Origin of the sequence: Rhizobium sp. BK591 (genome assembly GCF_014195045.1) — a bacterium.
GTDB classification, from domain to species: domain Bacteria; phylum Pseudomonadota; class Alphaproteobacteria; order Rhizobiales; family Rhizobiaceae; genus Rhizobium; species Rhizobium anhuiense.
In genome coordinates this window covers 133,112-147,799 of sequence record NZ_JACIAZ010000002.1, presented here as the reverse complement: position 1 = coordinate 147,799, position 14,688 = coordinate 133,112, and the positions used below count along the sequence as shown (strand labels likewise).

The 14,688-nt window shown below is 59.9% G+C and carries 14 protein-coding genes; 4 read left to right on the top strand and 10 right to left on the bottom strand.

Annotated elements, in window-relative coordinates:
- Positions 1–17: 17 nt before the first annotated feature.
- Entirely contained in the window at positions 18–728 is a 711-nt protein-coding gene (locus tag FHX10_RS07815) for a Bax inhibitor-1/YccA family protein (RefSeq protein WP_063475943.1), read from the top strand.
- 221 nt (positions 729–949) lie between these two features.
- On the opposite strand, the gene FHX10_RS07810 is transcribed toward FHX10_RS07815, so the two are convergent.
- The 7 genes from FHX10_RS07810 to FHX10_RS07780 all read right to left on the bottom strand — a co-directional run bounded on the left by FHX10_RS07810 (position 950) and on the right by FHX10_RS07780 (position 6,970).
- Entirely contained in the window at positions 950–2,080 is a 1,131-nt protein-coding gene (locus tag FHX10_RS07810; protein ID WP_097595603.1) for an RHE_PE00001 family protein, read from the bottom strand.
- Positions 2,081–2,530: 450 nt separating this feature from the next.
- A complete protein-coding gene (locus FHX10_RS07805) occupies positions 2,531–3,202 on the bottom strand; it encodes a response regulator transcription factor (RefSeq protein ID WP_028758519.1) in 672 nt (223 codons plus the stop codon).
- A gap of 39 nt (positions 3,203–3,241) precedes the next feature.
- Positions 3,242–4,000, bottom strand: coding sequence for a 3-oxoacyl-ACP reductase FabG (fabG, locus tag FHX10_RS07800; RefSeq protein WP_097595601.1), 759 nt, complete (start codon positions 3,998–4,000; stop codon positions 3,242–3,244).
- Entirely contained in the window at positions 3,997–5,706 is a 1,710-nt protein-coding gene (locus tag FHX10_RS07795; RefSeq protein WP_184389221.1) for an acetolactate synthase catalytic subunit, read from the bottom strand. The genes fabG and FHX10_RS07795 overlap by 4 nt, the downstream gene beginning before the upstream one ends.
- 2 nt (positions 5,707–5,708) lie before the next feature.
- Positions 5,709–6,020: a hypothetical protein gene (locus FHX10_RS07790; protein ID WP_028758522.1), complete on the bottom strand. Its 312-nt coding sequence runs from the start codon at positions 6,018–6,020 to the stop codon at positions 5,709–5,711.
- A 119-nt stretch (positions 6,021–6,139) separates the two neighbouring features.
- Positions 6,140–6,307: a hypothetical protein gene (locus FHX10_RS07785; protein WP_174824426.1), complete on the bottom strand. Its 168-nt coding sequence runs from the start codon at positions 6,305–6,307 to the stop codon at positions 6,140–6,142.
- A 339-nt stretch (positions 6,308–6,646) separates the two neighbouring features.
- Complete coding sequence (locus FHX10_RS07780) at positions 6,647–6,970, bottom strand: DUF736 domain-containing protein (protein WP_028758523.1); 324 nt, start codon at positions 6,968–6,970, stop codon at positions 6,647–6,649.
- Positions 6,971–7,595: 625 nt separating this feature from the next.
- Between FHX10_RS07780 and FHX10_RS07775 the strand changes: the two genes are divergently transcribed.
- The gene (locus FHX10_RS07775) at positions 7,596–7,859 is read left to right on the top strand and encodes a WGR domain-containing protein (RefSeq protein WP_373289065.1); all 264 of its coding nucleotides are present in this window, start codon (positions 7,596–7,598) and stop codon (positions 7,857–7,859) included.
- A gap of 124 nt (positions 7,860–7,983) precedes the next feature.
- Positions 7,984–9,174, top strand: a complete 1,191-nt coding sequence (locus tag FHX10_RS07770) for a DUF1173 domain-containing protein (protein ID WP_097596303.1) — start codon at positions 7,984–7,986, stop codon at positions 9,172–9,174.
- A 396-nt stretch (positions 9,175–9,570) separates the two neighbouring features.
- Here the strand turns inward: FHX10_RS07770 and FHX10_RS07765 are convergent, their stop codons facing one another.
- The 3 genes from FHX10_RS07765 to FHX10_RS07755 all read right to left on the bottom strand — a co-directional run bounded on the left by FHX10_RS07765 (position 9,571) and on the right by FHX10_RS07755 (position 13,215).
- A complete protein-coding gene (locus tag FHX10_RS07765; protein WP_028756398.1) occupies positions 9,571–10,596 on the bottom strand; it encodes an ABC transporter permease in 1,026 nt (341 codons plus the stop codon).
- 36 nt (positions 10,597–10,632) lie between these two features.
- Complete coding sequence (locus tag FHX10_RS07760; protein ID WP_028756397.1) at positions 10,633–12,174, bottom strand: sugar ABC transporter ATP-binding protein; 1,542 nt, start codon at positions 12,172–12,174, stop codon at positions 10,633–10,635.
- Between the two features lie 78 nt (positions 12,175–12,252).
- Positions 12,253–13,215 carry a sugar-binding protein gene (locus FHX10_RS07755; RefSeq protein ID WP_028756645.1) on the bottom strand — a complete coding sequence of 321 codons (963 nt, stop codon included), beginning with the start codon at positions 13,213–13,215 and terminating at the stop codon, positions 12,253–12,255.
- Between the two features lie 333 nt (positions 13,216–13,548).
- On the opposite strand from FHX10_RS07755, the gene FHX10_RS07750 reads away from it, so the two are divergent.
- The gene (locus FHX10_RS07750; RefSeq protein WP_028756395.1) at positions 13,549–14,658 is read left to right on the top strand and encodes a LacI family DNA-binding transcriptional regulator; all 1,110 of its coding nucleotides are present in this window, start codon (positions 13,549–13,551) and stop codon (positions 14,656–14,658) included.
- Positions 14,659–14,688 lie beyond the last annotated feature (30 nt).

Genomic DNA, 14,688 nt, shown 5'->3' with positions numbered 1-14,688 from the left:
AAACCGAGGAGATCAGCATGAACCCGATCAATCCCCGCTACGGTGCCGTCGCCGGCTCCCAGGCCCTCTTCGACGAAGGCCTGCGCCAGCATATGCTGCGCGTCTACAACTATATGGCTCTCGGCCTCGTCATAACAGGCCTCGTGGCCTTTGTCGTCGGCTCGACGCCGGCACTCTACGTCCCGATCTTCGGCTCGCCGCTGAAGTGGGTGGTGATGCTTGCTCCGCTCGCCTTCGTCTTCTTCTTCTCGTTCAAGATCCAGACGATGTCGGCCAGCACCGCTCAGATCACCTTCTGGGCCTTCTGCGCCGTGATGGGCCTGTCGCTCGCTTCCGTCTTCCTGGTCTTCACCGGGATGAGCATTGCGCGGACCTTCTTCATCACCGCCACGATGTTCGGCGCCACCAGCCTCTACGGCTATGCGACCAAGCGTGACCTCTCGCGCATGGGCTCGTTCCTGATGATGGGCCTGTTCGGCATCATCATCGCCAGCATCGTCAACATCTTCCTGGGTTCGAGCGCACTGCAGTTTGCGATCTCGGTGATCGGCATCGTCGTCTTCGTCGGCCTCACCGCCTACGACACACAGAACATCAAGGAACAATATTCGGAAAACTATGATCAGGAATCGAACCAGAAGCTCGCCGTTTTCGGTGCGCTCTCGCTCTACCTGAACTTCGTCAACATCTTCCAGCTTCTGCTCAACTTCACCGGCGAGCGGGAATAGGACTGCGCTTCTGGGGGCAAAGGAAGCGCAAGAGCGCCTGGTCTGCAGTCTGTGACAGGATGGCTGGCTGGGTGCTCACCTAAAGGAAACGGCCGGGTCAACGCCCGGCCGTTTTCGTTTCAAGCGCATCGCGTCAAATCGGACTCATGCCACGTGCTTTAAGTCTTTGTCTTATGCATGTCGTTGTCCCAAAACCGCTGCACACTTTTGGGCGACATGCATCAGATGATACCCCAGGCGCGATAGCGGCCGCGGCCGGTGATTTCGCGAATGCCGATCTCGTTGACGAGGTTGAGCGCGCCGCGCGGCGTAATGCGCAGATGACGGGCGATCATCGCCGCCGAGACCATCGGCCGCGACAGGATGAAATCGGCAAGCTCCGGCAGGCTGCTGTTCGAACGGCGGCCGCGAAAGCGCAGCTCCATCTGTGTGCGCGCCAGGGACAGGCGGTCGATTTCCTTGAGGCCGGCCGCAGCCCCGAGATGCATCGCCTCCAGAAAGGCTAGCAGCCGTGTCGCCCGATCGCGCGCCCGACGACGCTCATGGCGCACCAGTTTCAGTCCGCCGTAGAAAGAAAAGAGGTGCGAGGCAACCTTGCCGCGGGCGCGCAGCTGGCTTGCGACCAGAAGACCGCCGAGCCAGTGCTGACGCCGCAACGGCTCGATCCTCTCCCAGGCTTCGAAAAGGATGACGGCGCCGAGAACCGGCGGCAAGCTGTCGGCCAATGGCAGTACGCTCCGCCACTCCGCAAGCCGCTGTTCCTCGTCCCATTCGTCGTCACCAAGCAAGCCGAGAGGATCTTCGTTGGGCCTTGCCGGGGCAACGGCCGTCTCGCCTGCCGGCGTTTTCCCGGTATGGATATCGAGCAGCTTCTGCGAGCGCGCAAGCAGCGCATCGATCTCCGCCATTTCGGCCGCGAGCGGCCCGTCCTCATCCTCGCCCTCTTCATCGGCCTCAACCGGAGCTGCGAGGCTCTTGGCGTCCTGCGCTTTCCCCTCCCCTTCCCCGCCGGTCGCGGTCAGCGTTGCGAGGCCCGCGACGCCAAGTGCCCAGCCGGGTTCGCCGGTCCATATGCGCCGACGCGCCCGCAGCACGGAATGGGCGATCGTCAGTTCGTGGGTCGGAGCGCGGCTATCCATATGCGCATCATGCAAAACGAGATCCTCGACATGCACGAGTTCGCCGGCCACCCAAAGCGCGCCGGCGGCATCGAAGAAATGACTACGTTCGGCGAAGCCTTCGCCGACCACCGAACGCAACACCCGCTCGTCCAGCCGCGCCAGCGCATCCTCCGCCGCGGTAAGGGAGGGAAGCAGGGTTTGGAGCATTGCACCGTCAATGTCGTAGCGCATTGTTAAGCTTTACAGTTTTTCACAAATGGAAGCAAAATACGAGTTTCTTTCCGATGTATGCCATGGTTAACGGTGTATTTCAACAAAGGTCTGGGAAGGAGCCGTTAAGATGGCTGATCGAGCGGCTGCATAAGGAAGCACTCTCGGACGCGGCATGGCGTTCAGGCATGCCTGCGATTTCTCTCAGATAGACAATCGCATCCTTCGAAGTACCGCTGCTTGCAATCCCCACCACCTCACGCCGTTCGCGAACGGTAACGATCGCCCGGTTCAAAATGGGTGTCTTCGAAGATTGTCAGCTTGTCGACCTCATTAGCTGCGCCAACCAATTCGAAAACGAAGTCTGTTTTTGCAGGTCGAGGTCAAATTCTGGCTGCGCCGCTTCCCACTGGCACCGATCTCTCAGGCTAGCCAATCCGGACCCACCCCGGCTGAAGCTATGATCGGGCATCAAAGATCGTGACATTCAAGAGCGTAACCCACACCGTATAGCGTGCGAATCTTCAGATTGCGGAGTCCTGCAAATGCTTTTCGCAGCCGGCCGATATGCACGTCAACCGTCCGGCTTTCCACGGCGTGCGGAGCTGGCCAAACGGCCTCGATGAGTTGCATGCGCGTACTGATCTGCCCCTGCCTTTCCAATAGGAATTTAAAGATTCTCATCTCCATTGGCGCAAGTGCTATTCTTGTGCCTGACACCACGACGACGTGCGACCCGAGGACGACCTCGGCGGTGGCAGCAAAATTTAGTTGGGTTAGCGCCTCCGAGCGCGGCCTTATGCCGTGGAGAAAGGCGAGAAGCTTTGAAGGCGACAAAGGACGTGTGATGCCTTCGTCGAGCCCGGCCTTGATCAACTCCAAGTGTTGGGCACGCGTGTCCTCACCGATAAGAGCACCCACTGGAATCCCTGAATTCTTCAAGAGCGCACATAACGGCGCAATATCACTCGACCACCCTGCACAATCCAGTACGATGGCGGAAACCCCTGCAGATGCGCAGGCTACCACGACATCGTCGTCACTTGCAGCAAGACGCGCCTCGAAGCCCTCACAACGCAGGATATGCGCGAGGAGCAGATAAAGCTCAGCGTTCCGTGAGCAAACCAGAATGACAGAAGCCATGTCGATTGCCTCTTTCCTAGCCAGACAAAACGGCAAAACTCAACTCGGCGCGAATTCGCCACCGTTGACATCTATGATGGCTCCATTGACGAACCCGGCATCTTCCGATGCCAGGAATGCAATGACCCCGGCGACGTCGTCCGGAGAACCGAGCCTGCCGGCTGGAATACGAGCCAGCGCGTCGATGTTGGTGTTGTTTTGCGGGGAGCCTGTCAGTGGCGTCAGGATGCGACCTGGCGCCACGACATTTGATGTTATGCCATAGGGGCCATATTGAGACACCAGCGCACGGGACAACCCTGAAAGTGCGGCTTTGGACGTCGCATAAGCGGCGCCTGCGATCCGTGGTCTCGTCCGGCCGGCAAGAGAGCCAACGAATATGACCCGTCCGTAACCCTTTTCCTTCATCACGGGCAAAACGGCTCGACAACACAGCATCGCCCCCGTCAGGTTGACGGAGAGCACGTCGTTCCACTCTTCCAGGGTAAGGTCGGCGGAAAGACCTTTTGGCGAAATCCCCGCGTTGCAAACGAGAATCCCAGGTGCGCCCCAGACACGACCGACTTCGCCGAAAAAGGAATTGATGGCCTCAGGTTCGCGGAGATCGACCTTTTTCGCCAGCCACCGCTCTGGCTCGAAAGCCTCGGCAAGCGCGGCCCCTGCGGCGATGACGCTTGCATCACCATGGCTGAAGACGGCAACCCGATGTCCCGCACTGAGCAGACGAAACGCAGCGGCAAGACCGATTCCGGTCGTGCCACCGCTGACGACCGCAACACGCGGGGTATCCTGGCTCATGCTGCCTGATCCAATGCAGCGAATAGCGAAATCGGGGGATGGGCGTCGGCGTCCGTTATCACCTCGATCAGCAAAGGCCCTTCTTCACGCAGGCCGCGCTCGAGGCAACGAGGAAGATCGGCGGGATCAGAGATTCGAACAGCCGGGCAGCCGCAAGCTTCGGCAATCTGTCGATGATCGACATCCGCGAAGCTGCAGGCGGTGGTGAAGCTGCCGAACTTGACGGTTTCAGCATCACGCTGGAAGCCGAGGATGCCGTTGTTCAAGACGATGATGAGTACGGGTAGCTTGCTCCGCACCATGGTCTCCAGCTCCGCCCAGCTATGCGCGAAGCCGCCGTCCCCTACGATGGCGACCACCGGCTCGTCCGGCCTCGCCGCTTTTGCACCGAGCGCAAGTGGCAAGCCCCACCCGAGTCCAGCAAGACCCCGCGGCGACAGGAAGCGCATACCGGAGGAAAGAGCCCGCAATTGGCCAGCTATCCACATTGAGGAATAGCTCGCATCGGCAACAACGGTCGTCTCTGCCGTCAGCACTTGCTGCAGGTCCGACATGACCCGCTCGGGACGTATCGGACTGTTCTCCGAACCAGCTACGGATTCCCGCTCCGTGTCAAACGCGCGCCAGAAACCGGCGATCCGGGCCGTCATCTTATCGCGCTGCGATGCGCGGTACGAGAGATCGCGTCGGGCAAGCGCGCTTCGAAGTGCGCTAATGGTTTCGGCCGCATCGCCTGCCAATCTGACCGCTTCGTAGTTGCGCCCGATTTCGGTGGGATCGACATCGATGTGGATGACTGATGCGGACCGGGGGATTTGGCGCCAACTGTCAGTGCCGTTCTGATTGGTTCGCGTTCCGACCAGAATGACGAGATCGGCCTCTTCGACAAGGGCAAGCGTGTGCCGCCCAAGCGATCGCGGCCCGACGAGAGCCCCGAGAACGCCAGCTGACAGCGGGTGGTATTCGTCGACGGCGCCTTTTCCCATATTGGTCGTCAGCACGGGAAGCGAGGCTTCGTCCTGTAGCCCCGAAAGCTCGCCAGCGGCATGGCTCGCATGGACGCCTCCTCCGGCTATGATGATGGGTGCCTGGGCCGTGGCGATCATTGAGGCCGCGCGCTCGATGTCACAATCGCGCGGACGTAACCGATCGAGCGGCCAGTGGCCTAGGACAGCCTCACGACGAAAGGGCGAAGGGACTATCTGCTCCCGCAAGAGGTCGGCCGGGAGCAGGAGAGCTGCCGGTCTTGGCCGGCCCGAGGCGGCTGCCGTGAAGGCAGCATCGACATAATCGTCGATCCGCTCCGCTACGAGAACTTTTCGCACCCACTTCGTGCAGGATTGGAATAGGGTAAGATGATCGAGTTCCTGGAATGCATTACGGTCAGCCTGATCGCGTTCGACATCCTGGACGAGAGCAACGACCGGAACGCTCGCCTTCAGCGCCTCGGCCAGCGGCGGAACAAGAAGCGTTGCGGCAGGTCCGTTCTGCGCTGCGACCACGCCGACCTTGCCGGAAAGGCGCGCATAGCCGTCGGCCATGGTCCCTCCCATATTTTCCTGTCGGTAGGCGATTTGACGGATGCCGATTGCTTCGGCCGCAAGGATAACCGCCGAAGGCAGGCTCTGAGCAAAGATATGGGTGACGCCATGCCTCTTCAGGCAAAGAGCGATCCGCTCGGCGACGGTTAGATTATTGGTTGCCATGGTCACATGCCTGCTTCGGTTGGAGTTACTTCGAGGATTGAAAGGAAGTCTGAGAAGGCTGAGATGACTGCGTCACCGTCAGCGGTCGTCATTGCCGTCGAAATGCAGGCCGCAGCGCCATCGGGAAGCAGGATGCCGCAATTGAGGAAATGCTTTGAGAGCCGACCCATCAACTCGGCCTCTTCCGGTGCGAGATACGCCTCGCGAACGATTTTATCGCTTGTGGCAAAATTGGGAGAGACCGCGCCGTCCTTGACGCCGGATTTGCTGGAGTAAATTAGGACGTCAGAGAGAGAACAGACCAGCGGCCCCAAAGGGGTCGCGACCGTTTCCGGCGTCAGCCGGCGGGGAGTGTCGAGGGGCGAAACCCCTGATGGCCTGGCGCCTGGTCGATCCGGCCGCCCAGGGTCACGGACACGGCGATAAGCCTCCGTCAGAACGGAGGCTCGGCGTCGATACGGCCGTCCTGCTCGGCCCAGATCACCTCACGTTCGGCCAGCGCCAGTTCGAGTTCGTTCTCGATCTGGCGACGCTCGGCTGGATCGGCGTTCCGCAGCTCGGCCTGCAGCAGTGCGATGACTTCGTCGATGCAAATGGTCATTGTCGTCTCCTTGACGTTTGTGAAAGACGAGCGCCCCGGCCATGGCGGCATGGAGGGGTCAAGGATTGCGAAGCAACCGGCGGAGCCGGCGAGTGGGGGAGCCGATTTTGTCGACGTGGAGGGGACCGGAGCGGAGGCAAAATTGGGGGCACCGCTCATCCTTGAGGCCTTCATGCCGCCATGACACCCTCGGATCGACTGAGCAGACCTTCCCTCTCGTATGGCACCAGAAGAGCCGTCGACGAGTTCGATGCCCTTGACGGCTCGAATAACAACAAGACTCGCGGCAGAGACATTCCGGAAGTCGGCCTCGATCGCTCGAGGCCGACGGTCTGTCGTTCAGCTCGGATTGTTCCAGAGGATGACCTTGCGGTTGGGCTCGCCACCGGGGGCTGGAGCGACGTTGCCGAAGATCACGCCGATCTCCGGAGCCTCCAGCTTCACCGCGAGATATTCCTCGCCGGTCAGGCGGGCGATGCGGTTCCAGCCCGCGCCGATCTCGAAGCCGGTTTTGCGGTGGATGATGCGGTAGTCGGGAGCTTCCTCGCTCGCCTTGTTGGCATTCGGAACGATGGCGATCGGGGCGTTGACCCGGATGGTGGCGAAGATACCTTCGAGGGTACCGTCGCTCTTTGCGGTGAGGATTGCGATCGTGGTGGCCATGGTATTGTCTCCTTCGGTTGCTCGGGACCATTCCCGATGGCGCCCGAAGAAGGGGCCGAGCCGCAGGCGTCACCGAAGCGCAGCGCAGGGGAACCCCTTGCGGGTTGACGCTGATGGCGGCCGATCCCTTAGAAAGGTGACATGCAGAACGGGAATGGCCTCGTGCGACCGAAGGGCGAGACAAACCATTATGGCGCTCGGTCCAGTGCTTGCGAGAAGGCAGGAGCTTGGAATAACCCGCCGCCATTCCGCACAAAGCCCTCACCGTGACCGCGGCAAGCCAGAAACTCGTACCAGTTGGCCCATCATACGTCGGCGCCCGGCGGGCGGCGCGGTAATCGCATCGGCGCTACAGGTCGTACGGTAATGCCAAGTGTAGATGTTCGCTGCGAGGATCGAATACGTGATCCTTGGCAACACGCCCGGCAGCGCCGGCTCATGGATGGTGTTGCGCCATTAACCCGACGCTGGCGCCCGGGCCACACCGGTAGACCGGCACCGGCTTCGTCAGGCGCTCTTCGCTGCCCTTTGACCCGCCAACACATCACAAAACGGAATCCATCGGATGCAACGGATTCAAAACTCTCGTTGGACATGGCCGGCCCCAGCAGGAATGATTCCCGACATGAACCGAATGTCGTTCCAACTGCATTTCCAGCGCATTGATGCAAGCCGAAATATGGCGCGCTATTACATGCTTGCGATCCAGCCGACCTTGTTCGGCGAAACCGCGGTCGTGCGTAACTGGGGACGGATCGGCAGGCGTGGCGGTGAAAGGACCGACATGTTCGGGACCGAACAGGAAGCTGTCGCGCATTTTCTCGACCTCGCACGCCGGAAACATCGAAAGGGCTATAGACCGAGCGAAGCTGCGATGCCGTCGAACTGATCGCTCACCGCGCTGGTCCAGCAACAACATACTTCCTAATTTGCGCTAGTATAATGGTCGAAGTCCGTGGTACTTTTGCCCGTGGTTTGGTAAGCCGGTCCGGCGAGATGATCATGGGAGCGCTGTGAGACAATTTTTAATCGGCGACCAGACATTCGACGAAGACGCTCCCGAGCTTCAGGCCCGGCTCGAACGTGCTTACGCGCAGAAGCTGCGGCCACTGTGCCGGTGCAAGAACCCGCCGCTTCCCATGTACATCGCACGCGTCGACGACCTCTATTTCATCAAGCGCATGCCGCTTTCGGGGCCTGGCCATGACCCCGCATGTTCGTCCTACCAACCGCCTTACGAATTATCAGGCTTAGGATCCTTGATCGGCAACGCGATCCACATCGACGCGAGTGGGAAGGCAGCCCTAAAGCTCGAATTTGCCCTGACCAAGAAAGGCACTCGCGGCGCACCCGCGTCTTCTTCCGAGGCATCCGAGTCGGCTCTGCGCAATGAGACAAAGAAGCTCTCGTTGCGCGCCGTCCTGCACTATCTCTGGGAGGCGGGAGAGTTGACGGAATGGCGCTCGTCGTGGTCCGGAAAACGCGGCTGGGGCCGGGTTCGGACAAGCCTCATAAATGCCGCCTCACAGATGACCGCTCGCGGCGAACCGTTGAGTGACATTCTGTTCGTACCGGAAGTGTTTCATCAGGAGGACCGCGAGGGAATAGCTTCTCGCCGGGCAAACGCGCTAGCAAATGCTCTTGACGCCGGTCATGGCCCCCGGAAGCTTATGGTAACCGTGGCTGAGGTTAAGGATTTCGCGGTTGCCCGCAGCGGCCAGAAAATCGTCGTTCGCCACCTCCCTTTTCCTTTCATGATCCAGGGCGGGACATGGAGGCGATTGAGCGCCAGATACGAGACGGAACTCGAGCTCTGGCGGTCGAGCGAAGACTTCCATCTGATCATGATCGCCACCTTCGGGATATCCGCCGCGGGGATCGCTTCAATCGAGGAGATCGCCATGATGGTGGTCAACGAGAACTGGATCCCGTTCGAGAGCATCCATGAGCAACATCTCCTGGAACGTCTTTCAAGGCTGAAGCGAAAGAGCGTGAAAGGCCTGCGCTTCAATCTCTCGCGTGAACAACCGGTGGTCTCGATCACCTTGCCGGAACAACGCCCCGCGCCCGTCGCGATGTTCATCGTCCCGATAAGCGCCGGCAAAGACTACGAACTCGCCCTGAATGAGATAATTGCCGCGAGACCGGAGATGACGCCATGGATCTGGCGCATCGCCGAGGGAGAAATGCCGCCACTGCCGTGATCGCCGGCAGGTACTGCGTCGGCGCGCGTATGCTGGCGAATGGTAGGAGGAACAGTTCCACATGGGCTCCGTCCCGTCTGGATGATGCGGCTCTCCCTTTTCCGCATAGCTGCACTGCATAATAAATATTTTACCAGCCGGTCAAAATATGTGCATATTGCCTTCAGTTGATGCAGCTGATGGTTTTCCTCCCAGTGCCATCGCATCAGCTGTTCCCCTCTGGAGGTTCATTGACCTTCACACCTTAAAGGGCCCTGGTTTTCCAGTGGCCCTATTTTTCTGCGTCAGCAGCGAAGCATGAGGGAAGTTTTCTTTCGCGGCAGCCTGTCTTGCCGCACTTGCCCTCTTCGACTGAGGCAAAGAGGAGATCACCTATACCGTGGCCCGTCCCCGGACCTAGTCCTGGTTGGCGACCACCGGCAGGCTGCTTTCGTTTGAAAGACGAGTTTCAGCCTGCCGGGCGGCAGAGACGAGGCGACGCCTTGCGCGGATCGCGTGCCATTGTTGGTCGATCAGGACGCCGATGAGGATCACGCCACCCATGACAGCGAAATTCAACGACGAAGGGATGCCAAGGAGATTCACGAGATTCTGCAACTCCTGGAGCAGGACCGTTCCCAGCACGACGCCGACGATCGATCCCTCGCCACCGCGGAGCGAAAAGCCGCCGAGTACGGCAGCGGCAATCGCGTAGAGTTCATAGAACTGGCCGTGGCTGGCCGGCGAGATCGAGCGCGTGTACATGGCGAAGTAAATCGCCGAAAGCGCCGTCAGCAGTCCGCAAATGACATAGGCCGACATGACCATACGGCCGGTGCGTATACCGGAATAGCGGGCCGCCTCCTCGTTCTTGCCGATCGCGTAAAGATAGCGCCCAAAGACGGAGCGATGGAGCACAACCCACATGGCCACGGCAATGATGACGAGCGCGATGAAAGTGTTGGGAACGCCATAAAACCGCCCAGCGGTCAGGAATTCGAGCTCGGGGAAATTTTGGCCAAAAGCAAAACCCGCCGTTCCGTCGGCGGTATAGAAACGCGCCGCCCCACGATAAATCAGGAGGCCGCAGAGGGTGACGACGAAGGGCTGCAGGTTGAGCCGGGTGATCAGCCAGCCGTGGACGGCACCTATGACCGCACCGAGCACGAGAATGAGCGGCAGCGCCAGCATCCATGACATATCCTGGACCGCGATGAAATCGACGAACAGCACACCGAGAAGCGCGACGAGCGAGCCCACGGAAAGCTCGATACCACCTGTAATGATGACGAAGGCTTGGCCGATCGACAGGATGCCGAACAGGCCGATCAGGTTGGCCGTGTTGGCCAGGTTGATCGGCAGCAGGAAGCGCGGATTGATGATGGCGACGACGATGCCGACGACGACGATCAAAAGCAGCAGTCCGAGATCTTTTTTGATCATCCGAGATCCATCCCCGATACTTATTTGTACAGGCCGCTATTTTACCCGTTTGCCAACAGCAAGCAAAAGGACGCTTTCCTGGCTGATTTCGTCCTCTTCCAATATGCCGGCGATTTGGCCCTCATGCATGACGGCGATGCGGTCCGAAACGCCGATCACCTCTTCCATGTCGCTGGATATCATCAGGATCGCCACTCCCGCATCGGCAAGCGCTCGCATCAGGCCGTAGATCTCGTTCTTCGCGCCGATATCGATGCCGCGTGTCGGCTCGTCGAAGATCATCACCTTGGGGCTCATCGATAGCCATTTGGCAAGCACCACCTTCTGCTGATTGCCGCCGGACAGAGTGCCGGTTCGCGTCGAAACCGAGGGCGCCTTGATACCGAGACGAACGCGCTGCTTTTCGGCCGCCGCCTTCTCCCGTTCAGCGGAGAGCATGAAGCGGCTGGAGAGTTTGGGGAGATCGGCAAGGGTTATGTTCTGGGCGATCGGGAAATCAAGAAGAATGCCGTTGCGCTTGCGGTCCTCCGGCACGAGGAAAATGCCGCGGTCGACGGCGTCCCGGGCAGATTTGACCGCAATTTGCCGCCCGTCCTGCAGGATGGCTCCGCCGTAGCACCGATCAATGCCGAAGAGGACCCTTGCAAGCTCGGTGCGGCCCGAGCCCACGAGCCCTGCAAGCCCCATGATTTCTCCATACCGGATTTCCAGATCAACGGGACGGCCGGGATAGGCCTCGGTGCGCACGCCGATTGCCTTCAGCGCAACCGAGCCGGGCGAGCGCTGCGGTTTTGCGGTTCGCGCCGCAAGCACCCGACCGATCATCAGCTTGACCATCTGATCGTGGCCGATGTCTTGATTGGCGAGTGTGCCCACCAGCGTGCCGTCGCGCAGGACCACGACCCGGTCTGCGACGCGCTCAACCTCGTGGAGGCGATGCGAGATAAAAATGACACTGATGCCATCCGCTTTCAGCAATTTGATAATGCTCAGGAGCCGCTCGGTTTCGGCCAGCGGCAGGCTCGACGTGGGTTCGTCGAAAATGACGAGCCTGGCGTTGATGGATAGCGCCTTGGCGATTTCCACCATCTGCTGCTCGGCCAGGGAAAGCGATGCCACTGGTGTGTCGGCGGAAAAATGCGCCCCAACGCGCTTCAGGAGCGGCTTGACCAGGTCTCGCAGTCGATCTCGATCGACGAGCTTGAAAGGTCCGGCCTTCAGCGGTTCGCGGCCCAGGAAGATATTGGCGGCAACGTCGAGATTCTCAAAGAGATTGAGTTCCTGGTGCACGAAGGCAATGCCGGATGCGATGCTCGATTCCACGGTGAGGGAACGAAGCTCTGCCCCGTCGAGCATGATCGTTCCTCGGTCGGGGGTAATCACGCCGCCGAGAATCTTCATCAGCGTCGATTTTCCAGCCCCGTTCTCGCCAACGAGGCCGATGACCTCGCCAGGCATGATGTCGATCGACAGGCCCTCAAGGGCAACGACACCTGGATAAGTCTTGCCAACGCCGGAAAGCGAAAGGAACGGCGTTGCAAGCGCGTCCGGTGACGGAATGTCGGAACTGTGGTTCATCGCCTGTCCATGGCTGCTAAAGCTGTCGGCATGAGACGTCTTTCGCGGCGGCGGCAAGTGCCCCGCCGCGAAGGAGGGTTATTTACCAGCCATGGCCTTCAGGTTGGCGGCATATTTGTCAACGTCATCTTTACCGATGATCACGGTCGGAATGATGATCAAGCCGTTGCTGGGAACGCCTGATTTGTCGCCCTTGAGATAGGCTGCCATCAGCTTCATGCCCTGATAGGCCCACTCGAACGGCTGCTGCACGACGGTCGCCGCGATGGTGCCTTCCTTGACGCCGCCGAGCGTGATCGGATCGTCATCAAAGCCGACGACGGTAATCTGGCCGAGTTTGCCGGCGTCGCGCAGCGCCTCATAGATGCGTGGCGTGTTGTAGGAGTAGAAGCCGACCATGCAAGTGACGTCAGGGCTGGCCACCAGCGCGTCCTCGACGTTCTTCTTTGCGCGCGTTTGATCGATATCGTCGCCGCGTACATCGGTCAACTCGATCTTCGTGCCCTTCAGGCCATCCTTCATGCCCTGGATGCGTTCCTTGGCGTTGTCGGCGCCGAGCAGGCCGACGAAGCCGATGCACTTGCCGCCGTCCGGCATCGCCTTCTTGGCGATTTCGGCTGCCTGCAGGCCAGCGTCGATGTTGGATGAACCGATATAGGCGACGCGATTGGTCTGCGGGGCGTCACTGTCGGTGGTGAAGAGAGCGGTCTGCGAGCCAATTTTATTCAGGCCGTCCGTCTGCGTCTTTGGATCGACCGCAGAGACCATGATGCCCTTCACGCCAGCACTGACCAAGTCTTCCATCAGGCGTTGCTGAACGGCGACCGATGCCTGCTCAGGGTATTTCAGCTCCATCTGGTAGTCTGGCATTTCGCCCTGCGCCTTCTTCACGCCCGCTTCTGCAGCTTTCCAGAAGTCGGACGCGCCGTTGACGACGAATGCAAGTGTCGGCTTGTCGGCAGCATGGGATACGGCAATCGGCGCCGTGCTCAGCATCAACCCGGCGAAGAACAAGGCTGCATTGCGTTTCAGCTTCTTCATAACATACCTCCCGAGGGCCGCGGTTGCATTGGCCCGTTTGCGATGAGCGGCCGGCCGGATGCACGCCCCCTCCCTGGGGCCGTCGCGCGAGCGACGAGTGGCATATGTTCCGATCGCTCCCCGACGGTATACAATTATCTTAATTAGTAAATAGTATTATCAACCTGCATCAAAACATTTGATCATACTTTATATCATGCGCAATTTTTTTACTGGAAAATGCTAGAATATATAGCGTTACGGCAGTTCACTCCATTGTCAGCGCTTTCGAATGACTGCTAATGTTTATTAGCTGCCGTGCCCATCAATCCCGATCGGAGACAATTTCCAAGAATGCGAAAACCAACGGTCCAAAAGCGGAACAGGCATCCCGCCGAAAAGCCTGCCCGCGTGACGATGACAGACATTGCCGCGGCGGCGGGCTGCTCGCAGGCAGCCGTTTCCTTCGTCCTCAATGATACGCCCGGCACCCGAATCTCGCAGCAGACGCGCGACCGGGTTTGGGAGGCGGCGCGTGCGCTCGGCTATGTGGGACCGACTTACACGACGACGGCCTCCTATTCGGGAACGGACAATGTGATCGGTTTTGCGGTGGATCAGCTTGCCACCAGCCCGGAAGCGATCGTCGCGATCGAAGGCGCACGGCAAGCCTCCTGGAACGCCGGCAATGTCCTGCTGGTAACACAGACGCTCGGCGATCCTGTCATGGAGCCGAAGGCAATCGAGGCGTTGACGAACGGGGGCATATCGGCCCTTATTTATATGACGATCTATACCCGCCAGATCGAGCTCCCTTCTTATATCTACAAGCTGAAAATCCCGACAGTATTGCTGAACTGCTACACGGCGGACCATGCCTTTCCTGCCGTGGTGCCGAGCGAGATCGCCGGAGGCCAAAGCTCGACGCGGCATCTGATCATGCACGGCCATCATCGCATCGCGACGATCACCGGCGAAATCTGGATGCAGGCTGCGCAGGATAGGCTGACGGGATATCGCCGGGCGCTGGCCACCGCCGATATACCCTTCGATCCGGACTTGGTGGTTGAAGGCGACTGGTCGGCTGGCGCCGGCTATGCCGCCACGATGAAACTGCTTGCCCTGGCAGAGCCGCCGACCGCGATCTTCTGCCAGAACGACCGCACGGCCATCGGGTGCTACGAAGCGCTGAAAGACGCAGGGCTCCGCATTCCCCAGGACATGTCGGTGGTGGGTTATGATGACGAAGAGATTTCGCGACATCTCGTACCTCCGCTGACGACTTCGGTTCTTCCACATCTCGCCATGGGGCAATGGGCGATCGAACATCTCAACCCGGAAAGCGTGCCCGGCAAGCGCTATCCGATCGCAAAGCTCGAATGCTCTCTCGTGAAGCGTCATTCCGTCGCCGCGCCGCGAACCGCAGCGCGGCTGATCCACGATGGGGCGCATGCTCAGCCATAGCTCTCGGGTCTGCGCCAACGCCAAACACGG